Consider the following 21,149-nt stretch of genomic DNA (forward strand, 5'->3'; position numbering starts at 1 on the left):
ATATTTACTTGAAAATTATGGTAGTATAGTACATAATGGACTTAATTTTAAATTTTCAGATTATTGGAGGAGGAAATGAAATGAAAAAATGGCTGATGATGGTTGTCTCGGCTGTACTGCTAGCGGGTTTGCTATCAGCATGCGGGACTTCAGATAAATCAAGCGGAGACGGCGGCAAAGAAGAAAAGGTATTAAAAATGGGAACTTCTGCAGATTATAAGCCTTTTGAATATATCGATACTGCAAAAAGTGACAATATTATTGGTTTTGATGTGGACATTGCAAAGGCGATTACAAAGAAGCTTGGATATAAATTGCAAATCCAGGATATGGAATTCAACGGACTTGTAACGGCTCTGCAAAATAAACAGATCGATTTTGTGCTTGCCGGCATGACTCCAAATGAAGAACGTAAAAAAAGCGTAGACTTTAGTGATATCTATTATTCTGCTAATCATCTAATTATTAGTAAGAAGGACAGCGGAATTAAAACAAAAGAGGATTTAAAAGGAAAAACAGTGGGTGTTCAGCTGGGGTCCATACAGGAAGGGATCGCACAAGATCTTAAAAATAAAGAAAAAATCAATTTGAAAATTGAGAGCCGTAACAGAATCCCTGAATTGATTCAGGAAGTAACCGCTGGCCGTTATGATGCAGCGATTATTGAGGATACAGTTGCCAAAGGGTACCTGAAAAACGATAAAAAGCTCGCAGGCTATGAAATTCCCGTGGTAGAAGAAGCTGGTTCAGCGATTGCCTTCCAAAAAGGAAGCAAGCTTACAAAAGAGTTTAATGCTGAGCTGAAAAAAATGAAAGAAAATGGCGAGCTGGATAAGCTGATCGTCAAATGGTTTGGCGCTGACGCGAAATAACAGCCCCAATATAAAATATAGTTTTGAAGGAATGACTTTTTTGATAAAGTCATTCCTTTTTACCTGATTACGTTTGAAAGGAGCTTGCACATTGAATTTAGACTTCAGCGGGGTTCTCCCCTCTTTGCCATATATCCTCCAGGGAATAGGCACAACTTTAAAGGTAGTTGTCCTGGCCGCATTGCTCGGCTTTGCACTGGGGATCATACTATCTTTATGCAAAATCAGTTCTATTAAGGTTTTAAATTGGATTGCGGACTTTTATACCTCAATATTCAGGGGGACTCCCCTAGTCCTGCAGCTGATGCTGATTTACTTCGGTTCGCCGCAGGTATTTGGAATCCAGATCGAGCCGTTTACGGCAGCCTTTTTATCCTTTGGTTTAAATTCGGCAGCATATATCTCTGAAATCATCAGGGCTGGGATCCTTGCGGTCGATAAAGGCCAGAAAGAAGCTGCAATGGCACTTGGAGTGCCCTATAGGAAGATGATGATGGATATCATTCTTCCGCAGGCAATGAAAAATATCCTTCCTGCCATAATGAATGAAATGATCACTCTAACAAAAGAGTCCGCGGTGGTTACGATCATCGGATTAAATGATATTATGAGAAGAGCTTATATTGTGGGCGGCCAGAGCTATAGATTTTTCGAGCCGATTATGCTGGCCGGGCTCATTTATTATGTGCTTGTTATGATTCTGACCATCGTTGGTAAGCTGGTTGAGAGGAGAATGAGACGAAGTGATTAAAATAGATAATCTTCATAAATATTTTGGCAGGCTTGAAGTGCTGAAGGGCATTAATACTTCTATCAAAGAAGGGGAAGTCGTAGCCATCATCGGTCCTTCAGGCTCCGGTAAATCGACTTTCCTTCGCTGCATCAACCTTTTGGAACAGCCTACAGAAGGCTCCATCTGGATTAAAGACCAGGAAATCACGGGCAAGAAAACAAATATTTCAAAGGTCCGTACAAATGTCGGGATGGTTTTTCAGCATTTTCATTTGTTCCCGCATAAGACGGTCCTTGAAAACCTGACATACTCCCCTGTCAAAGTGAAGGGGATGCCTAAAAAAGAAGCAGAAGAAAAAGCGATGGATCTTTTGCGTAGAGTCGGGCTTGCTGAAAAAGCAGGGGAATACCCAAACAGACTATCTGGGGGACAAAAACAAAGGGTGGCCATAGCCAGGGCGCTTGCCATGGATCCGGAAGTCATGCTGTTTGATGAGCCGACCTCTGCCCTTGATCCCGAAATGGTCAAGGAAGTGCTTGAAGTCATGAAATCCCTGGCAGGGACCGGGATGACGATGGCCATTGTGACGCACGAGATGGGGTTTGCCAGAGAAGTTGCAGACCGTGTGTTATTTCTGGATGGAGGACAGCTTGTAGAGGATGCTTCCCCTGAGGAGTTCTTCTCTATGCCAAAGACAGTAAGAGCAAAAGAATTCTTGGAAAAAGTATTATAAGGGCAGGGTGGCTTTTGGCCATCCTGTTTTTTTCCTTTAGGCTGCCCGGTTTTTGGTGCTTCTTTGTTTACGGAAGGATCTGTTTTGTATAATGTAGGAATAGGATCATGATAGAATCAAAAAGGAAAACCAAATAAATGGAGCTGTTTCATGTTTAGAATTGGATATCGTACATTAAAAACGTCTATTGGCACTGGACTCGCAATATGGCTTGCCCAATTAGCCGGACTTCATAACTTTGCTTCGGCCGGAATCATTACCATTCTCTGCATCCAGGTGACGAAGAAGAGATCGTTGCGTACCTCCTGGGACAGGTTTCTTGCCTGCCTGATTGCAATGGGGTTTTCATCCTTGTTCTTTGAGTTCCTGGGATACAGCCCGCTTGTCATCGGGGCCATGCTCTTGTTGTTCATACCTGTCACGGTGGCATTGCGGGTTCAGGGAGGAATTGTCACAAGCAGTGTAATTATCCTTCACTTTTACTCGGCAGGTCAGGTTTCCTGGCAGATCTTTTACAATGAAGTATCTCTCATCATTATTGGGATAGGGGTAGCCTTATTGATGAATTTGTATATGCCGAGTGTGGATCATAAATTAATGACTTATCAGGAAAAAATAGAAGAAAATTTCCATTCTATTTTTAAAGAAATCGTTCATTATTTAAGGACCAATGAACCTCTATGGTCCGGGCAGGAAATAACCCAACTCTCCCTTTTGCTGGAAGAGGCTAAGGCCCTGGCATCCAAGGAAGTAGAAAATCACTTTCTTAGAAATGAAGATACATTTTATGTGTATTTTAAAATGAGGGAAAAACAGTTTGAAATTATCGAACGGATCCTTCCTCTTGTATCCTCGATTCCGGCTTCGGTGAAGCATAGTCAAAAGGTTGCAGATTTTGTAGATGAATTAAGCAATCATATTCATCCCTTCAATACAGCGGTGATTTTTTTAGAGAAACTGTCTGTGATGAGAGAAGAATTCAGTGACATGGACCTGCCTAAGTCAAGAGAGGAGTTTGAAATCCGGGCTGCCCTGCTTCAGCTGATTAAGGAACTGGAGCTGTACCTCAGCATCAAGGATTCCTATCGAGGTTTTCCGCATGAGAAAACGAGAATCAAACCTAAAATAACCGTAAATAATAAGGGAAAAAATTAGGTGGCGATGATGTGAAACGCCTGATGGCCCTTTTCCTTATATGTATGATTTCATTTGCCCTTCCAGTCCACTCAAAGAACATGCCCTTGATTATTGTAAACAAAAAGGTTCACAAGCTGGCATTTGTTGAAAATAATAAAGTGCAGCATGTATACAAGGCTGCAACAGGAAAAACCGTGGAGCTTACGCCGGAAGGTCTTTTTACAGTAACGGTTAAGGCTGTAAATCCCTATTTCCGTAAGAAAAATATTCCCGGGGGAGATCCGAGGAATCCGCTCGGCACTAGATGGATCGGCTTTAATGCGAAGGAGACTGACGGACGGATCTACGGCATTCACGGAACAAACCAGCCGGGTCTGATCGGCACCAGTGTATCCCAAGGCTGTATCAGGATGAATAATAAGGACGTGGAGCAGCTGTACAGCATGGCCCCCATTGGGAGCAGGGTCCTGGTGGTGAATTCGCCAAAAAGCTTTGAAGAGCTGGCCAGGCAGTACGGGGCAATGCTGATTCCCGAAATAATAGAATAACGAAAAAGCTGTCCGCCTTGGCGGACAGCTTTTTTCATCCCTGCAGTTTTATCAATTAAAAGAATATGGACAATCCTGCTAACAGAGTGGTAAGCAGCAGGGTGATCAGCATGATATAGACAACCGTTTTTTGAAATCTTTTTCTTCTGCGCATTCCGTCTCTCTCTCCTTAGAGAAATTTTCAACTTATTTTAACTGAATTCATACTTCCTGACAAGCAGCCGGTGTTTAGGACATGCAGGAATCTTTTATATATTATAGAATATTTAATAAAGTTCGACAAAATCACACTCATCATGACAGCGTATTCATTAAGAGACTGGAGGTAGAATATGATTCAGGAAATCAACCATATCGGAATCGCAGTAAAGTCTATCGAGCAATCTCTGCCTTTTTACCAGGATGTTTTAGGCCTATCCTTTGAAGGGACAGAGGAAGTGGCAAGCCAAAAAGTTAAAGTCGCCTTTTTGCTGGCAGGCAATACCCGGATTGAACTGCTTGAAAGTACCGCTGAAGACAGCGGAGTGGCCAGATTTATTGAAAAGCGGGGAGAAGGCATTCATCATATCGCTTTGGGCGTGAAGTCTATTAAAGAGAGAATCGCAGATCTGACCAAAAACGGGGTCCAGATGATTGATAAGGAGCCCAGAGAAGGTGCGCATCATACGCAGATTGCCTTTCTTCATCCTAAATCCTGCGGGGGAGTATTAATGGAACTATGCGAAACAGAGAGTCAGGGGGAGCGGTAAATGGATATTTATGAAAAAATAAATGAGCTTTATGACCGGAAGAGAGAAATTGAATTAGGCGGGGGAGATGAAAAGTTAGCCAAACAGCATGAAAAAGGAAAGCTGACCGCAAGGGAGAGAATCGACCTGCTGGTGGATCCAGGATCTTTCGTGGAATTGAATCCCTTTATCAAGCATCGTTCAACTGATTTTGGACTGGATAAAGCAAAGGGGCCGGGAGATGGCGTGGTCACCGGTTATGGAAAAGTAAATGGACGCCCAATCTATCTGTTCTCCCAGGATTTCACGGTCTTTGGTGGCGCCCTTGGTGAAATGCACGCGAAAAAGATTGCGGCCGTCATGGATCTTGCCGCGAAAAATGGAGCTCCTTTTATTGGATTAAATGATTCAGGAGGTGCCAGAATTCAGGAGGGCGTGGTCTCGCTTGACGGGTACGGGCAGATTTTTTACCGGAATGCCATCTATTCAGGCGTTATCCCTCAAATCTCTGTTATATTAGGACCCTGTGCTGGCGGCGCCGTATACTCCCCGGCCATAACGGATTTTGTATTCATGGTGGAAAAAACGAGCCAGATGTTTATAACAGGACCTAAAGTCATCGAAACCGTTACTGGGGAAAAAATCACTTCTGAAAACCTTGGCGGAGCAAGGGTCCATAGTTCGATCAGCGGTAATGCCCACTTCAGCGGAGAAACCGAGGAAGAGGTGCTGCAAATGGTCAGGGAGCTCCTTGGATATCTTCCGTTAAATAATCAGCAGGCACCAGTAGAAACAGAGATTGAGGAGGAAGACGATTACCGCCCGGATCTCACAGATAAAATTCCGTTCGATGCCGTCCGGCCTTACGATGTCAGAATCATCCTTCAGGAAGTACTGGATCAGGGCTCGTTCATGGAAGTCCAAAGGGATTTTGCAAAGAATATTGTCGTTGGTTTTGGCCGGATAAAAGGCCAGGTCACAGGACTGGTCTGCAATCAGCCGAAGGTGCTTGCAGGAGGCCTTGATATTGATTCTTCAGATAAAGCTGCCCGGTTTATCCGCTTTTGCGATTCCTTCAATATTCCTATTATTACATTTGAGGATGTGACAGGCTTCTTCCCAGGAGTCAAACAGGAACATGGGGGGATCATCAGGCATGGAGCAAAAATCCTGTATGCGTATTCTGAAGCGACAGTCCCGAAAATCACTGTCATCCTGAGAAAAGCATACGGCGGAGCTTATGTGGCTTTAAACAGCAAATCTATTGGGGCCGATCTCGTCTATGCCTGGCCGAATGCGGAGATTGCCGTAATGGGTCCTCAGGGGGCAGCCAATATCATCTTTGCAAGGGAAATAAGCAGCAGTCCAGACCCAGATGCGGCCCGGGAAAAGAAAATAGAAGAATATCGGGAAAAGTTCGCCAACCCATATGTAGCCGCAAGCCAGGGAATGGTCGATGATGTTATTGATCCGAGGGAGACCAGACAAGTTCTGATCCGTTCGCTGGAGATGCTGAAACATAAACAGGAAGAGCGTCCGCGTAAAAAACATGGGAATATTCCGTTGTAAACGCTTTATGATCCGGCGATTTGCCCGTAAATTCCTTTTAAGAGTATACTAAGGGATGAACATACATATTGGAGGTTTTTACAAGATGGTCAATCAAGATCGATTATTAAACGAATTCCTGGAATTAGTCCAGGTAGATTCTGAAACAAAATTCGAAACTGAAATTTCTAAAGTGCTCAAAGAGAAATTTACGGCTCTTGGAGTGGAGGTTTTTGAGGACGATACAACTGCACAAACCGGCCATGGCGCAGGCAACTTGATCTGCACGCTGAAAGGGACAAAAGAGGGAGCGGACACCATTTACTTCACATCCCATATGGACACTGTTGTACCGGGGAAAGGTGTTAAACCTTCTATCGAAAACGGCTATGTTGTAACAGACGGCACAACGATTCTTGGTGCGGACGACAAGACCGGACTTGCTGCCATGTTTGAGGCAATCCGTATTTTGAAAGAGCAGAATATCGAGCACGGCACCATTCAATTTATTATTACAGCCGGAGAAGAATCCGGCCTCGTAGGTGCAAAAGCACTGGATTCTTCCCTGGTTACAGCAAAATATGGCTTTGCTCTGGACAGTGACGGCAAGGTCGGCAATATTGTAGTCGCAGCGCCGACACAGGCAAGAATTACGGCTGTGATCCATGGCAAAACAGCTCATGCAGGTGTTGCTCCTGAAAAAGGCATCTCAGCGATTACGATTGCGTCCAAAGCCATTTCAAGAATGCCTCTTGGCCGTATCGATGAAGAAACAACTGCCAATATTGGCAGCTTTGCGGGCGGCACACAGACGAATATTGTAGCAGATCGTGTGGATATCCTGGCAGAGGCAAGATCCCTGGTGCCTGAAAAGATGGAAGCTCAGGTGGCTAAAATGAAGGAAGCGTTTGAATCTGCGGCATCTGATATGGGTGGCAAGGCAGATGTGAAAGTTGAGGTCATGTATCCTGGATTTAAGTTCGGCGATGGGGACCATGTGGTCGAAGTAGCTAAGAAGGCTGCTGAAAAAATCGGCCGTACACCAGAGCTTCAAAAGAGCGGCGGCGGCAGCGATGCCAATGTCATTGCAGGCTTCGGCATTCCGACTGTCAACCTTGCAGTGGGCTACGAAGAGATCCATACTACTAATGAAAAGATGCCGGTTGAAGAGCTTGGCAAACTTGCTGAAATGGTAGTAGCCATCGTACAGGAAGTAGCTCAAGGATAACCCTAGGAAAAGGAGAAAGACGTTGACAGCTTCTTTCTCCTTTTTAAAATTTGGCTCTTTTTTAAAGAATTGTCAGGTTGATTGGAGCGGAAATCAACCACCATGTTCCAAAGCAACCTAGTTTGTGTAAACAACCGTGAACTTTTGTTCATCAATTTTGTACAGGAATACCATCCAGGAGGGCAAACAGAATGACCAGCATGCAAAAGGCAGTTATTTTTACTGCGGGAAAAGACGAATATGCAATTCCGGTAACATATGTATACTCAATAGAACGGCCCGTAAATATTACTCCTATTCCCCAGATGCCCGGATATGTAGCGGGCTTGGCCAAGGTAAGGGATGAATTGCTGCCGCTGCTAGATTTAGAGAAAATCCTTTATGGGACAAAGGCGGATATGAATTCCGGCGACTATAAATGGATACTGATTCAGGCTGAAAATCTGACAGCCGGACTCGCAGTCAAAGACGCCAGGGAAATCATGGAAATTCCTGAAGAAAATATTAAGCAGATAGGGCTTGCCTCCTATCATAAAACCAGTTATATAAGCGGTGTGGCAAGTATGCCTGAGAGGGATTTAATTCCTCTTATCAATCCGGTTAAGCTGATCGATTCACTAGAAGGAATAAAAGAATTAAAGGTTTATGTAGAAGACCAGGCGTGACCTGGATGCAAAACGATCATTTTTTTAGCAAGAAGGTGCTGCATATGCAGGAGATGTACCCCAAAAAAGGCAGAGTCATTTTGCATGTGGATATGAATAGCTTTTACGCCTCGGTTGAAATGGCCTATGATTCATCCTTAAAGGGGAAGCCTCTGGCTATTGCGGGCAATGCCAGTGAACGGAGAGGAATCATTGTCACATGCAGCTATGAAGCCAGGATGTTTGGCGTCAAAACAACGATGCCTCTCTGGGAAGCAAAGAAGCTTTGTCCATCCTTAATCATTATGGAGCCCGACTTTGATAAATATAGAACGGCCTCTCAGGCGATGTTCGATCTTCTGCGCCAATATACCTCTCTCGTTGAGCCGGTCTCCATCGATGAAGGATATCTGGATATTACGGAATGCCATGAACTGGGCTCTCCGGTAGAGATTGCGAAAAGTATACAGCAGAGAATCAGGCAGACGCTGGACCTTCCCTGCAGTATTGGGATTGCCCCCAATAAATTCCTCGCAAAGACAGCCTCTGACATGAAAAAACCTATGGGGATCACCATATTAAGAAAAAGAGATGTACCTTCCATGCTTTGGCCACTGGATGTTGGTGAAATGCATGGTGTCGGGGAAAAAACAGCGGAAAAGCTGAAGGCAATCGGCGTAGATACCATTGGCAGGCTCGCAGCGGCAAACGAAATCCAGTTAAAGCATACCCTTGGTATTATCGGTTTGAAGCTTAAGCAGCGGGCAAATGGGGAGGACCACAGGCAGGTCGACCCGGAATCCATCTTTGAGCACAAAAGTGTCGGCAATTCAACGACACTGCCGCAGGACATTGCCAATGAAAAGGAGCTTCTTTCCGTCTTGGAGCGGCTCTCCTCACAGGTGGCTAAACGGCTGAAGCGCAAAGGGCTTGCCGGACAAAAAATCGGGATCACCATCCGGTTTAAGGACCGCAGGACCATAACCAGAAGCAAAAAGCTGATCAACCCCGTCAGCCTTGAAAAAGATATTCTAAGAGAAGCTGTTTCCCTGTTCCAAACACATTGGAACGGCGATCCGCTGCGTTTATTAGGAGTGACGGCATTCGAAGTGATCGAAATAGAAGAAGCCTATAAACAGCTTGACCTATTTTCCTATCAAATGGATGCAAAAGAAGAGCCTCTCCTTGATGCCCTGGAAAAAATCCAGGGGAAGTATGGGAAAAAGGTGATACAAAAGGGCATCTCCATAAAGCCTTCTGATGGGGCAGCACAAACCTCTTTCAGCAAAGATTTTCTTGACCGCGGAGAATAAAGGGATGAATCTCCGGAAATGCTGTTTGACTTATGTATTTTTCGTGTAAAGAATATACAGGGCTTGAAAGCCTTTATTTTATCTCACCATCATGAACCGCACCTGTGAACGACTAATTTCTGAAAGGATGGATGACAGTGCCACAGCAGATCGGTGTCATCGGTATGGCGGTAATGGGTAAAAACCTTGCTTTGAATATTGAAAGCAGGGGCTATTCTGTTTCTATTTATAACCGTTCACGTGAAAAAACAGAGGAGGTCATGAAGGAGCATAGTGATAAAAAACTGGTGCCTTCATACTCCCTGGAGGAGTTTGTTTCCTCACTTGAGGCTCCAAGGAAGATCTTGTTAATGGTCAAGGCAGGCAGCGCGACAGATGCGACCATTGAACAATTGAAGCCTCTTCTTGATAAAGGGGATATTTTGATTGATGGAGGAAATACCTTTTTTAGGGATACCCAGCGCAGGAATAAGGAATTAAGCGAGCTTGGCATCAACTTTATCGGAACCGGTGTGTCAGGAGGAGAGGAAGGGGCGCTGAAGGGTCCTTCCATTATGCCGGGCGGCCAGAAGGAAGCCTATAATCTGGTAGAGCCTATCCTCAAGGAAATCTCTGCTAAAGTCCACGGCGATCCGTGCTGTACATATATCGGTCCGAATGGGGCCGGTCACTATGTTAAGATGGTCCACAATGGAATAGAATATGGTGATATGCAGCTGATTGCCGAATCCTACTTTTTATTGAAAAATCTACTCGGCCTGTCTGCAGAGGAGCTGCACGAAACCTTCGCCGAATGGAATAAGGGGGAACTGGATTCCTATCTCATCGAAATCACGGCAGATATTTTTAAAAAGTATGATGAGGAAACAGGGAAGCCTCTCGTGGATATGATTCTGGATACGGCCGGACAAAAAGGAACAGGGAAATGGACCAGTCAAAGTGCCCTGGACCTGGGTGTCCCGCTGCCAATTATCACAGAGTCGGTATTCGCCCGGTTCATCTCTGCCTTAAAGAACGAAAGAGCAGAGGCAGCCAGGGTGCTTCACGGACCCGAAAGGAAAGAATTCAAGGGGGACAAACAGGCTTTTATCGAATCGGTCCGCAAGGCTTTATACATGAGCAAAATCTGCTCATATGCCCAGGGATTTGCCCAGATGAAAGCAGCTTCCGAAGAATATGAATGGAACCTTAAATACGGAGAAATCTCCATGATCTTCAGGGGCGGCTGTATCATCCGGGCGCAGTTCCTCCAGAAAATCAAGGAAGCCTATGACAGAGATCCAGCGCTGAACAATCTGCTTCTCGATTCCTACTTCACAGAAATCGTGGAAAGCTACCAGCACGCGCTGCGCGAAGTCATTGCTTCCGCAGTGACTCAGGGAATACCAGTGCCTTGCTTCTCGGCAGCACTTGCCTACTATGACAGCTACAGGACTGAGACACTCCCGGCAAACCTTATCCAGGCACAGCGTGACTACTTCGGAGCCCACACCTACCAGCGGACCGACAAAGAAGGAATTTTTCATACAGAATGGATGGAATAATGAAGGAGCGTTGAGATTTCTCAACGCTCTTTTTGCATGCTGCTTTTGTTCAGGCGGGAAGGGATATGTGATTGGATTTATTGAGGCCTGTTGGACGAATCTGGTTTAGGACTTGGGACAACTTTGCAGAGAATCAAGGTGAACCTGTCCGAACCCGCTCCGACTCCCGAGACTCTTCAGAGCGGCAGCCTCCTCTGGTCTGAACTTAATCCGATCATATAATTATTCCATATTTCCCGCCTCAAACTCCTTGAACTGGCGAATACTAAGGTACATATTGATTGCAAAGGAGCACATCTTGCTCCGGCCTTTCAGGCTGGATATTTCTGAAAAAACTATTATTTTATAGATTATTTAATTCTCTACTATAATAAAGACTATGATATTACGTATACAGACCGGAGGGAAAAATGTCTAGAATTCTTCAAATCATCCTTGGATCCATTATCATCGGCTTTGCCTATAATTTTTTCTTAATTCCTCATAAGGTCCTGTCAAGCGGACTGGCGGGGATTGCAATTCTGCTGGGAATTATTACACCCTTTGGGACAGGCATCATCAACCTGCTTTTAAATCTTCCTTTGTTGATTCTGGGCGTCATGAAACTGGGAAAGAAGTTTATCAGCTATACGATCATATCCGTAGTGGTACTGACCTTAAGCCTATATGTCATCCCGGTCATAACCATTTCCTCTGAGCCTATTTTGTCGTCTGTATTTGGCGGTGCCCTGACAGGGCTGGGAATTGGTTTGATCTTCCGTGCTTCAGGATCTTCCGGAGGCTTTGATATTATCGCCATGCTCCTCAATAAAAATAAGGATTTTCCGCTGGGGGCCCTGATTTCAGCCATGAACGGCATCGTAGTCGTCGTATCAGGATTTGTATTTAACTGGGACGCTGCCCTTAATACGCTGGTAGGGATCTATGTGACAGGAAAAGTCATTGATGCCATCCACACGAATCATATTAAGCTGACCGTCATGATTGTTACCTCGAAAGGGGAAGCAATGAGACAGCAGCTAATAAAGAACCTTTACCGCGGAGTAACGATCATGGATGCGCAGGGAGCTTATTCCGGAGACGGAAAAAAGGTTCTTATGACCGTCATCACACGATATCAGCTTACAGATGTCAAACAGATTATTAGTGAAACTGATTCACAAGCTTTCGTGAATGTTACAGAGACCAAGGAAGTTATGGGGTCTTTCCATAGAGGTTAAATAGAGGTTAAAAATGTATGAAGGGCCGGCTCATGGAGCCGGTCTTTTTGATGTTCTTTCGTTCTGTTCTGTTTTATAATTTTATCCTTTACGGCAGGTCCTTAGCTGGGCTTGTCGAATTATAAAAAGAAAAAGGGGGGGAATAGATGGAAATAGAAATCAGAAAAAGAAAAACAAGGTATCGTGTTTGGAAGTGGGCAGCCTGGTCCATGGCAGCCCTTCTGTTCATTGCCATCCTGGCAATAACAGGGGCTAACTATTATGCATCCCGTTCTCTTCCGAAGATAGAGGGGGAAATCCGGCTTACAGGGTTAAAGGGCTCTGTCAGTGTGCTCAGGGACTCATCCGGCGTTCCTCATATCACAGCTCAAAATGAGCATGATCTTTTTACTGCGCAGGGGTATGTTCAGGCACAGGACAGACTGTTCCAGATGGACCTGAGCCGCAGGCAGGCATCTGGCACCTTGAGCGAGGTCATCGGAAAAGCAACAGTCGACCGCGATAAATATTTTAGGACACTTGGATTGAGGAGGGCGGCAGAAAAATCCTATGCAGCGTATTCCGAAGAGGCAAAAAATGCCTTGAAATGGTATGCAGAAGGGGTGAATGTATTTATCCATTCTTTAAAGAAGAACGGAAAATGGCCAGTAGAATTTAAGCTTGCAGGCTACACTCCGGAAGAGTGGACACCGATCGATTCACTGACAATTGGAAAATACATGGCCTTTGACCTTGGAGGGCATTGGCAGTCGCAGGCTTTTAATCAATATCTTCTTCAAAAGTTTTCAAAGGAGAAGGCAATGGACCTTTTTCCGTCTTATCCGGAGAACGCTCCGACTATCATTGCAAAAAATGATCTGGATATGGAAACTGCCTTTGCCGGGGCAGTGATTCCTCATGAATTCAATGGAAGCAATAACTGGGTGGTAGGGGGCAGTAAATCTGGATCGGGAAAACCTCTCCTGGCAGATGATCCTCATCTTTCTTTGGCGACTCCTTCAATCTGGTATCAGATGCAGCTTAAAACAGACAGCATAAATGTAAGCGGTGTCATATTTGCTGGGATTCCAGGGATCATCCTGGGACATAACGACCATATCGCCTGGGGGGTGACCAATACCGGACCTGATGTGCAGGATTTGTACATAGAAAAGGAAAATCCTGCTGCCAAAAATGAATTTCTTCATAATGGAAAATGGGAAAAGGCAGAGGTGGTGAAGGAACCGATAAAAGTCAAAGATTCAAAAACGATTCCTTATCAAGTCAGCATTACCCGCCATGGGCCGATCATATCAGAATTTGCAGGGGACTCGGGAAAAAATGTCCGTCTTTCCTTAAGGTGGACAGCACTTGATCCTTCTGGGGAGCTTGAGGCCGTTCTGAATATGAATAAAGCCAAAAATTGGAATGAATTTGAAAAAGCACTTGAGAAATTCCAGGTTCCTGCCCAGAATTTTGTTTTTGCTTCTAATGACGGAACCATCGCTTATAAGGCAAATGGAAATATCCCGATACGCAAGAAGGGGGAGGCCCTCCTGCCGGTGCCGGGATGGAATGATGATTACGAATGGAAAGGATTTATCCCTTATAATCAGCTGCCTAAGACGGTCAATCCGGCGGCTGGGTTTATCTCGACAGCCAATAATAAGGTTGCCGGGGATGAGTATCCTTATCACATCTCTAATATTTGGGCACAGCCATACAGGCAGATGAGGATCCAGCAAGTTTTGCAGTCAAAGGATAAATTAACCGTGAAGGATATGCAAAATCTGCAAATGGATAAGCTGGATCTTCAGGCGGAAGAATTTACTCCATTATTTTTGAAAGAGCTCGAAAAGGAAAAGCTCACAAGCCTGGAAAGAGAGGCGCTTAAGATCCTTCGCGGATGGAACTATCAAGACGATAAAAATAAAGCAGCTCCCCTGATTTTTAATCTATGGATGGGCCGGCTGAATGATGAAATGTTTAACGGCCAGATTTCTGATGAAATGCTGGATTTATTTGATGGCAGAAGGGCTGCTGTAGATAATCTCCTGCGGAATGCCTTCAATGGCAAAGAGAGTATTTGGATTAAAGAACAGGGCGGACTTTCAGCTTATCTTAACAAATGCCTCGCTGACGCTCTGGATGATATTAAAAGCATGCAGGGAAGCAATCCGGACGAATGGAAGTGGGGTACCTACCATAAGGTGCGATTTGATCATCCGCTTTCAAGCATCTCTCTCCTAAAATATATTTTTAATCGGGGCGGCGGCCTTCCTGTAGGAGGAAGCAGCGTGACGGTCCAGGCTGCTTCCGCTGATGAGAATGGAATCGTCAACCATGGAGGCTCCTGGAGATTTACCATTGACACGGCAGACCTCAACAAAGGATACCATCTTGTCGGGCCCGGACAGTCGGGGCATTTTAAAAGCAAGTGGTACCATGACCAGCTTGACGACTGGGTGAATGGGACCTACCATGCCACAAAGCTCAACGAAAAAAAGGGAAGCCTTCTGGAGCTGATGCCTTCAAAATCACGAGAGTAGACAAAGAAATGTTTTTACGGCTTTTGCTGTAAAAACATTTTTTTTGTGTTACAAACCGTTTTCCTTCATACATATAGTGGTAATAAAAATGTAAGTTTACCTATAGGAGGGGAAAAGCTTGACTGCCTTACTGATAGCTGCCATTATTTTATTTATCTTAATTTTCACCTTGGAAACCGGCATATCCTACTGGCTTAACAGCGATGAACAGGCAGAAAAAGCCCCGGCCAGAGAGGCAGGGAAATCCTACAAGGATACAAGGGTCAAAGAAGAAATATATCATGGATGATACATACCAAAAAGGGCTGGAGGGGATCCAGCCCTTTTGTTTGTCATCATATTGTTCTTAGTTTGAAAAGCACCGTTCTCCGCTTTCCTTGATGTTCAGCTCCGAACTGCCGCCATCGGACATAAGCCAAACAGTCCATGGGAAGAAAAGCGCTTCCCACAGCCTGCTCGTCTTATGTCTGTCAGGCGGCTGCTTTTCTATACAGATTGTTTTTTAAACTGGGTTTTCTGCATCATGGTGATTATTTTGTGTGTTTTGTTGAAAAGCACCGTTCTCCGCTTTTCTTGATGTACAGCTCCGAACTGCCGTCATCGGACATAAGCCAAACAGTCCATGGGAAGAAAAGCGCTTCCCACAGCCTGCTCGTCTTATGTCTGTCAGGCGGCTGCTTTTCTATACAGATTGTTTTTTAAACTGGGTTTTCTGCATCATGGTGATTATTTTGTGTGTTTTGTTGAAAAGCACCGTTCTCCGCTTTTCTTGTCAGCAGTTGTCTATATCGAGATTTTCCACCGGCCACCAGTAATGTCCGTCTTTTTCGAGCAGTTTTTCTGCTACTCTCGGGCCGTCAGAGCCTGCTCCGTAGTTAGGGAAGGAGGGCTCTTTTTGTGTTTCCCATACGGATGAGATGGTATCGACGAATTTCCAGGAAAGGGCGACTTCATCCCAGTGGGTAAAGTTCGTTGCATCCCCCATCATGCTGTCATACAGCAGTTTTTCATAGGCCTCCGGCGTATTCATGCGGTCTTCGCTTTTGGATGCGGAGCTCAGTTTAACGGGAGTGGTCTTCATCCCTGCACCGATCTTTTTGGCATTCAGATGAAGAGTGATCCCTTCTTCCGGCTGGATATGAATGACCAGCAGGTTAGGGGAGAGTGTCTCTTCTGTATTATAGTAAAGATTCATCGGAATATCTTTAAATTGTACGACTATCTTGGTTGATTTGGAGCCCAGGCGTTTTCCTGTACGGATATAGAAAGGGACGCCAGCCCAGCGGAAGTTATCGATCACGAGCTTTCCGGCTACAAATGTCTCTGTGTTCGAATCTGGATCCACATTTGGCTCCTCACGGTAGCCCGGCACCCGTTCACTATTGATCAAGCCTTCTTTATACTGCCCGCGGACGAAGTAATCATTGACTTCATGCTTCTCCAACGGACGGAGAGACCTCAAGGCCCGTACCTTTTCGCTCCGGATCTCATCGGTGTTCAGCTTGATAGGTGGTTCCATGGCAAGCAGGGCCACCATCTGCATCATATGGTTCTGAACCATATCCCGTAGGGCACCGCTGTTTTCATAATAACGTCCGCGTTCCTCCACGCCAAGTGTTTCACTGGAGGTTACCTGAATATTCGAAATATAACGGTTATTCCAAAGCGGCTCAAATAAGGCGTTGGCAAAGCGGATGACCTGTATATTCTGGACCATTGCTTTTCCAAGATAGTGGTCGATCCGATAGATTTCTTCTTCCGCAAACGCCTGGCGAAGCCTGGTGTTCAGCTCCTGGGCAGATTCAAAGTCATGCCCGAACGGCTTTTCGATCACAAGGCGCTTGTATCCGGTGGTATCCGTCAGGCCGTCCGATTTCAAGTGGTCGCCGATCGTACCGAAAAATTCCGGTGCCATCGCAAGGTAGAATAAGCGGTTGCCCTCAAGACTATACTGCTCATCAAGTTGATTGGCTAGCTCGCGAAGCTGGATGTATGAGCCGGAATCTGTTACATCATGGGATTGATAATAAAAATGGGAAACAAAATCCTCAAGCTCCGCATGCTCGCCTAGGGCGGAAGAAATCGATTTCTTGACGGATTCCCGGAATTCCTCCTGTGTAAGTGACCGCCTGGCCACGCCAAGTACTGCAAAGCGCTCGCTCAGCCTTCCCTTCTTATGTAATCTGTACAGAGAAGGAAACAGCTTTCGGTGCGCCAAGTCGCCGGTAGCGCCAAATATCATGATTAATGCTGTCGGTGTATGGTTTTCTGCCACAATTGAACCCTCACTTTTCATTAGACCTTGGAATCATTTTCCTATACAATTTTAAATGATTGTAGAGGTATTAATCAAATATACGGTCTAGTATTTTGTTCTATTTCGGCTGCCGAAAAGACGGCATCCTCCTATTATTTTCCCCTGGTTTAATTGTTTACTCATTTAAAGTAAAATAAAATAATAATTTCACAAAAATTTTTAATTAGGGGGCAGGTATAGGTAGACTTGATTAATCTTATTCAAAACGCTTCGCATGATGCCGTCGTTTCATGCAGCCAGCCAGCGGATCATTGAGATGTTCCCCGGAAAGCGGTTTGACCGTCTTCATAGAAGCTGCCTGACCACGTGGTTGAACACTATTCTGAGTAATATTTAATAAATTTTCTACAAAAACAATGAACAGGGATTATAAGTCGCCTTAATACATAACGGAACGGAAAATGGAGGGCTTAACTGCCCTGAATGGAGGACGAGCTAATGGACTTTGTATTTTTAGGGACAGGTGCAGGTGTTCCTGCGAAAGCAAGGAATGTCTCCTCTCTTGTCCTTCAGCTTCTGGAGGAAAGAGGGACTGTCTGGATGTTCGACTGCGGCGAAGCCACACAGCATCAGATTTTGCATACGGCGGTCAAGCCTAGGAAAGTAGAGAAAATCTTTATTACCCATCTTCATGGCGACCATATTTTTGGGCTGCCTGGCTTCCTTGGAAGCAGATCTTTCCAGGGGGGGACTTCAGAGCTAATCGTTTACGGTCCTAAGGGGATAGCAGATTTTATCCATACAAGCCTTAGAATCAGCGAAACGCATCTGAAGTATTCGCTAAAGGTAATTGAAATCCACGAAGGACTCGTTTTCGAGGACGATCAGTTTATCGTAGAGGCAAAGCTTTTGGAACATGCCCTGCCTACATTTGGTTTTCGGATTACGGAAAAAGATCTGCCCGGCTCACTGAAAGCGGACAAGCTGAAAGAGGAGGGAATCAAGCCAGGGCCGATATACCGGAAATTGAAGGAAGGGCTTTCTGTGGAACTGGAGGACGGACGGACCATTCATGGAGAGGACTATATGGAAAAGCCGCGGAAAGGGAGGATCATTACGATCCTTGGAGATACCAGAACATGTGAGAATTCGGTAAAGCTTGCTGATGGGGCTGATTATGTGGTTCATGAAGCCACCTTTGCTGGAGATGAGGAAAGGATGGCCCATGATTACTTTCATTCTACCACCAGGCAGGCGGCACGGACTGCAGCCGCTGCCAAAGCGGGGAATCTGATTCTTACCCATATAAGCTCAAGATATACGATTCAGGAATCGAGGGAACTGCTAAAGGAAGCAAAGGAAATTTTTCCTCAAACCATGATGGCAGAAGATTATACAATCGTGAAAATACCGATGGAATCAAGGAGGAATTCATGAAAAAAATCTATCTCGTCCGTCATGCGAAAGCGGATGGCCAGGCATTTGAAGCTCCTCTTTTGGGATTAGGGAGGCAGCAGGCACTGGACCTGAAACGTTTCTTCCGTAATAAGCCGATTGATCGAATTCTTTCCAGCCCCTTCACCAGGGCGGTGCAGACGATAGAGCCGCTTGCTTTGTCGCTGGGAATCCCTGTTGAAATCGATGACCGGCTTTCTGAGAGAGTGTTCAGTCCGAAGGAGATGGAAAATTGGAAAGAGCTTCTTGAGCAGACCTTCCGCGATATGGATTTTTGCCTCGAAGGCGGTGAAACCAATAATTCGGGACTGGCCAGGGTTGAATCCCTGATAAAGGATCTCCTGGCGTCTCCCGAAGAATCGGTGATTCTGGTCAGTCATGGCAACCTGAGTACCCTGATTCTTCATTATATTGATTCTAAATATGGATTTCATGACCTGATGGCCATGACCAATCCGGATGTGTTTAAAATTACCTATTCAGATGCTGAAAAGAAAATAGAAAGAATTTGGAGTTAATCCTGGGAAACAGATTCACTGAAAATCTGCCTGCTTAAGTTTTCTCCAAGTCTTTTGGATTGCATGGACGCTTCCTTTATACAGGTGATCACGGCGTCCTGTACACCGTATTGCTCCAGGACCTTAATTCCTGCCTCAGTGGTCCCTCCAGGGCTTGTTACTTCCCTGCGGAGAACCTGAGGAGTTTTGGAGGAGGTCTTGAGCATTTCAGCAGCCCCAAGCAGGGTTTGAATGGTCAGTTCCTTGGCTGTCTGGTCCAGGAGTCCGATTTCCTGGGCGGATTTCATCATGGCTTCCGCCAGATAATAGACATAGGCTGGACCGCTTCCAGACAGCCCGGTGACGGCATCCAGCTGTTCTTCTTCCACCGGGGAGACAAGGCCGATGGTTAAGAAGATATCGTTGATGAAAGCAAGCTGCCCAGGAGCTACGAAGGCATTGGCCGAGAGGGCTGTTGCCGATTTGCCGATGGCTGCCGAGGTATTGGGCATAGCCCTGATGATGGCAGCTTTTTGATCGATGATGGTTTCAATACAGGCGGTGGAAACGCCGGCTGCGACGGAAACGATCAGCTGTCCCTTTGACAGATGGTCCTTGGCTGCGGTCAATGCTGCCAGTACATCCTTTGGCTTAACCGCGAGAAAAACGACTTCTGCTCCTTCCAACAGTTCCTTCATGTTCCCTACGGCTGTAATTCCATAGGTTTCCTCCAGAAAGGCCAGCCTGATTCTATCTATTTTATTCATTACAGAAATTTGAGGAGGATTTATAATGCCCTTTGCTGTTATTCCAGAAATAATTGCTTCAGCCATGGAACCTCCGCCGATAAATGCAAGCTTATTCATTGTAAATCCTCCTTTTTAGATGGGGTGTTTTGCACAGGATGCCCAAACCGGGAAGCCCTATTCTCAGCCGGAAAATAAAAAAGCCTTCCATCCTGTAAGGACGAAAGGCTTCTTCCGTGGTACCACCCTTGTTCATTTCCCATGGGGAAATGCACTGATATCCGGTAACGCTGGATCACGCGTTTAGGTTTTCCTAATGCTCATAAGGCAGGTTCAACGAACTAGAGGGCCGTGAAGCCTTTCAGCCGGTGAGCTTCACTCTCTTTTGCCATAATTTCATTTACTAATCTTAATCATAGCGATTTCGTATAATTTTACATGATTATGCACGATGGACAAGCTTCCTGTCAATCCCTTTATTGGAAATTTGGTTCGACAATTTCTGAGAGACTTAAATTTGGCGAAGACGGTACACTTCACGTTCGGCCAGCAGATCCTTTGTTACTGCCCGATATTCCACATAATGAGGAGACTGAATGTGTGCCTGCAGTGCAGCGTCGTCCTTCCACTTTTCATAAAACACAAATACTCCTGCATCCTCCTCCGATTCATGAAGAGTATACTGAATGCAGCCAGCTTCAGATCTTGATGGCTCCAGAACCTTAATCATAGCGGCCCGGAGTGCTTCTTCTTCTCCCTGCTTTGCTTTTAGAATTGCGTTTATTGTGATCTCTGCCATATAAATACCTCCATTTAAGTAACTGGACTAAACTTTCTTATTTTCATTATATACCCATACAAGTTGAACAAGGTAAATGAAAAACTGCTTTTCATTAAAAAAATGAAGAGGATGAAGGAATAAATGACTATACAGTGGTATTTATCGGCCGGATTTTTTGTTACACGAGTTACATTTGAATTTTTCCATTCAGGACGAGTTTGCTAAAAACAAAAATTTAAAAATGATTGGAGTCTTAATCCTCTACATTCTGAGAGTCCCTCAAGAGGATCTCATTTTAAATTCCGTTCACATTATAGGAATTTCATGAAAACCAGCCGGCAAAAAAATTGGTTCGAGAATTTTTGGGAGCGTCCTCTACTATATGAGTGGACGTTTTTTTATTGTCAAAAAGTGCATCATATTATCGTTTTATTTTTAAAATTATGTAATAAATCTGTAACACATGGATAAAAAGTTGGGAAAACTCTATGAAAACTACTTTATTAATTACCAGTAGAGGTAATGTTCTCAAATCATACTTAAATATGCTTGCTGTGGTTACTATTGCCTCGTTTTTGCTTCTGCAGTGAAGGTATATACAAAGTAGAGCCGGAAGCTGAATTGTCCAAGTAACTCC

General features: G+C 45.0%; 20 protein-coding genes and 1 other annotated feature. Of the genes, 16 read left to right on the forward strand and 4 right to left on the reverse strand.

Annotated features, from left to right (window positions below; translation table 11 throughout):
• The first annotated feature begins 80 nt into the window (after positions 1 to 80).
• From H539_RS0118260 to H539_RS0118280, 5 genes are all read left to right on the forward strand, one after another.
• A complete protein-coding gene (locus H539_RS0118260) occupies positions 81 to 872 on the forward strand; it encodes a transporter substrate-binding domain-containing protein (RefSeq protein WP_026694705.1) in 792 nt (263 codons plus the stop codon).
• Between the two features lie 91 nt (positions 873 to 963).
• Positions 964 to 1,623 (forward strand): amino acid ABC transporter permease, encoded by a 660-nt coding sequence (locus H539_RS0118265; RefSeq protein WP_026694706.1) that lies wholly within the window; start codon positions 964 to 966, stop codon positions 1,621 to 1,623.
• Positions 1,616 to 2,338, forward strand: a complete 723-nt coding sequence (locus H539_RS0118270; RefSeq protein ID WP_026694707.1) for an amino acid ABC transporter ATP-binding protein — start codon at positions 1,616 to 1,618, stop codon at positions 2,336 to 2,338. Before H539_RS0118265 ends, H539_RS0118270 begins: the two co-directional genes overlap by 8 nt.
• Positions 2,339 to 2,488: 150 nt before the next feature.
• Entirely contained in the window at positions 2,489 to 3,493 is a 1,005-nt protein-coding gene (locus tag H539_RS29045; protein WP_035323277.1) for an aromatic acid exporter family protein, read from the forward strand.
• A gap of 23 nt (positions 3,494 to 3,516) precedes the next feature.
• Positions 3,517 to 4,023 (forward strand): L,D-transpeptidase, encoded by a 507-nt coding sequence (locus tag H539_RS0118280; protein ID WP_081415966.1) that lies wholly within the window; start codon positions 3,517 to 3,519, stop codon positions 4,021 to 4,023.
• Between the two features lie 55 nt (positions 4,024 to 4,078).
• On the opposite strand, the gene prli42 is transcribed toward H539_RS0118280, so the two are convergent.
• Positions 4,079 to 4,177, reverse strand: a complete 99-nt coding sequence (prli42, locus tag H539_RS31670; protein ID WP_155890139.1) for a stressosome-associated protein Prli42 — start codon at positions 4,175 to 4,177, stop codon at positions 4,079 to 4,081.
• 178 nt (positions 4,178 to 4,355) lie between these two features.
• Between prli42 and mce the strand changes: the two genes are divergently transcribed.
• The 9 genes from mce (at position 4,356) to H539_RS31675 (ending at position 15,065) form a co-directional block, all read left to right on the forward strand.
• The gene (gene mce / locus H539_RS0118290; protein WP_026694709.1) at positions 4,356 to 4,772 is read left to right on the forward strand and encodes a methylmalonyl-CoA epimerase; all 417 of its coding nucleotides are present in this window, start codon (positions 4,356 to 4,358) and stop codon (positions 4,770 to 4,772) included.
• The gene (locus tag H539_RS0118295) at positions 4,773 to 6,320 is read left to right on the forward strand and encodes an acyl-CoA carboxylase subunit beta (RefSeq protein ID WP_026694710.1); all 1,548 of its coding nucleotides are present in this window, start codon (positions 4,773 to 4,775) and stop codon (positions 6,318 to 6,320) included.
• Positions 6,321 to 6,405: 85 nt separating this feature from the next.
• A complete protein-coding gene (locus H539_RS0118300) occupies positions 6,406 to 7,527 on the forward strand; it encodes a tripeptidase T (RefSeq protein WP_026694711.1) in 1,122 nt (373 codons plus the stop codon).
• Between the two features lie 191 nt (positions 7,528 to 7,718).
• The gene (locus H539_RS0118305; protein ID WP_026694712.1) at positions 7,719 to 8,192 is read left to right on the forward strand and encodes a chemotaxis protein CheW; all 474 of its coding nucleotides are present in this window, start codon (positions 7,719 to 7,721) and stop codon (positions 8,190 to 8,192) included.
• 44 nt (positions 8,193 to 8,236) lie between these two features.
• A complete protein-coding gene (locus H539_RS0118310) occupies positions 8,237 to 9,484 on the forward strand; it encodes a DNA polymerase IV (protein WP_026694713.1) in 1,248 nt (415 codons plus the stop codon).
• A 131-nt stretch (positions 9,485 to 9,615) separates the two neighbouring features.
• Positions 9,616 to 11,028, forward strand: coding sequence for an NADP-dependent phosphogluconate dehydrogenase (gndA, locus tag H539_RS0118315; RefSeq protein ID WP_026694714.1), 1,413 nt, complete (start codon positions 9,616 to 9,618; stop codon positions 11,026 to 11,028).
• A 410-nt stretch (positions 11,029 to 11,438) separates the two neighbouring features.
• Positions 11,439 to 12,248 carry a YitT family protein gene (locus H539_RS0118320; protein WP_026694715.1) on the forward strand — a complete coding sequence of 270 codons (810 nt, stop codon included), beginning with the start codon at positions 11,439 to 11,441 and terminating at the stop codon, positions 12,246 to 12,248.
• A gap of 146 nt (positions 12,249 to 12,394) precedes the next feature.
• Positions 12,395 to 14,776, forward strand: a complete 2,382-nt coding sequence (locus tag H539_RS0118330) for a penicillin acylase family protein (protein WP_026694716.1) — start codon at positions 12,395 to 12,397, stop codon at positions 14,774 to 14,776.
• 118 nt (positions 14,777 to 14,894) lie between these two features.
• Positions 14,895 to 15,065 carry a hypothetical protein gene (locus H539_RS31675; protein ID WP_155890141.1) on the forward strand — a complete coding sequence of 57 codons (171 nt, stop codon included), beginning with the start codon at positions 14,895 to 14,897 and terminating at the stop codon, positions 15,063 to 15,065.
• A 483-nt stretch (positions 15,066 to 15,548) separates the two neighbouring features.
• Here the strand turns inward: H539_RS31675 and zwf are convergent, their stop codons facing one another.
• Positions 15,549 to 17,018 carry a glucose-6-phosphate dehydrogenase gene (gene zwf, locus H539_RS0118340; RefSeq protein WP_035323463.1) on the reverse strand — a complete coding sequence of 490 codons (1,470 nt, stop codon included), beginning with the start codon at positions 17,016 to 17,018 and terminating at the stop codon, positions 15,549 to 15,551.
• 513 nt (positions 17,019 to 17,531) lie between these two features.
• On the opposite strand from zwf, the gene rnz reads away from it, so the two are divergent.
• Positions 17,532 to 18,470 (forward strand): ribonuclease Z, encoded by a 939-nt coding sequence (gene rnz, locus H539_RS0118345; RefSeq protein ID WP_026694718.1) that lies wholly within the window; start codon positions 17,532 to 17,534, stop codon positions 18,468 to 18,470.
• Complete coding sequence (locus tag H539_RS0118350; protein ID WP_026694719.1) at positions 18,467 to 19,006, forward strand: histidine phosphatase family protein; 540 nt, start codon at positions 18,467 to 18,469, stop codon at positions 19,004 to 19,006. Before rnz ends, H539_RS0118350 begins: the two co-directional genes overlap by 4 nt.
• Here H539_RS0118350 and proC read toward each other — a convergent pair.
• A complete protein-coding gene (gene proC / locus H539_RS0118355) occupies positions 19,003 to 19,851 on the reverse strand; it encodes a pyrroline-5-carboxylate reductase (RefSeq protein WP_026694720.1) in 849 nt (282 codons plus the stop codon). The genes H539_RS0118350 and proC overlap by 4 nt on opposite strands.
• A gap of 93 nt (positions 19,852 to 19,944) precedes the next feature.
• Positions 19,945 to 20,157, reverse strand: a binding site (T-box leader).
• An 85-nt stretch (positions 20,158 to 20,242) separates the two neighbouring features.
• Positions 20,243 to 20,530, reverse strand: coding sequence for a putative quinol monooxygenase (locus H539_RS0118365; protein WP_026694722.1), 288 nt, complete (start codon positions 20,528 to 20,530; stop codon positions 20,243 to 20,245).
• Positions 20,531 to 21,149: the final 619 nt, after the last annotated feature.

The organism is Peribacillus kribbensis DSM 17871 (assembly GCF_000430765.1).
Taxonomy (GTDB): Bacteria; Bacillota; Bacilli; order Bacillales; family DSM-1321; genus Paraperibacillus; species Paraperibacillus kribbensis.

Excerpts from the sequence above, each read along its gene's own strand:
- gndA (WP_026694714.1), top strand. The coding sequence starts at position 9,616 with ATGACAGTGCCACAGCAGATCGGTGTCATCGGTATGGCGGTAATGGGT.
- prli42 (WP_155890139.1), bottom strand. The coding sequence starts at position 4,177 with ATGCGCAGAAGAAAAAGATTTCAAAAAACGGTTGTCTATATCATGCTG.
- rnz (WP_026694718.1), top strand. The coding sequence starts at position 17,532 with ATGGACTTTGTATTTTTAGGGACAGGTGCAGGTGTTCCTGCGAAAGCA.
- H539_RS0118330 (WP_026694716.1), top strand. The coding sequence starts at position 12,395 with ATGGAAATAGAAATCAGAAAAAGAAAAACAAGGTATCGTGTTTGGAAG.
- H539_RS29045 (WP_035323277.1), top strand. The coding sequence starts at position 2,489 with ATGTTTAGAATTGGATATCGTACATTAAAAACGTCTATTGGCACTGGA.
- H539_RS0118350 (WP_026694719.1), top strand. The coding sequence starts at position 18,467 with ATGAAAAAAATCTATCTCGTCCGTCATGCGAAAGCGGATGGCCAGGCA.
- zwf (WP_035323463.1), bottom strand. The coding sequence starts at position 17,018 with ATGATATTTGGCGCTACCGGCGACTTGGCGCACCGAAAGCTGTTTCCT.
- H539_RS0118365 (WP_026694722.1), bottom strand. The coding sequence starts at position 20,530 with ATGGCAGAGATCACAATAAACGCAATTCTAAAAGCAAAGCAGGGAGAA.
- mce (WP_026694709.1), top strand. The coding sequence starts at position 4,356 with ATGATTCAGGAAATCAACCATATCGGAATCGCAGTAAAGTCTATCGAG.
- H539_RS0118295 (WP_026694710.1), top strand. The coding sequence starts at position 4,773 with ATGGATATTTATGAAAAAATAAATGAGCTTTATGACCGGAAGAGAGAA.
- H539_RS0118310 (WP_026694713.1), top strand. The coding sequence starts at position 8,237 with ATGCAGGAGATGTACCCCAAAAAAGGCAGAGTCATTTTGCATGTGGAT.
- H539_RS0118300 (WP_026694711.1), top strand. The coding sequence starts at position 6,406 with ATGGTCAATCAAGATCGATTATTAAACGAATTCCTGGAATTAGTCCAG.
- H539_RS0118320 (WP_026694715.1), top strand. The coding sequence starts at position 11,439 with ATGTCTAGAATTCTTCAAATCATCCTTGGATCCATTATCATCGGCTTT.
- H539_RS0118280 (WP_081415966.1), top strand. The coding sequence starts at position 3,517 with ATGGCCCTTTTCCTTATATGTATGATTTCATTTGCCCTTCCAGTCCAC.
- H539_RS0118305 (WP_026694712.1), top strand. The coding sequence starts at position 7,719 with ATGACCAGCATGCAAAAGGCAGTTATTTTTACTGCGGGAAAAGACGAA.
- proC (WP_026694720.1), bottom strand. The coding sequence starts at position 19,851 with ATGAATAAGCTTGCATTTATCGGCGGAGGTTCCATGGCTGAAGCAATT.
- H539_RS0118260 (WP_026694705.1), top strand. The coding sequence starts at position 81 with ATGAAAAAATGGCTGATGATGGTTGTCTCGGCTGTACTGCTAGCGGGT.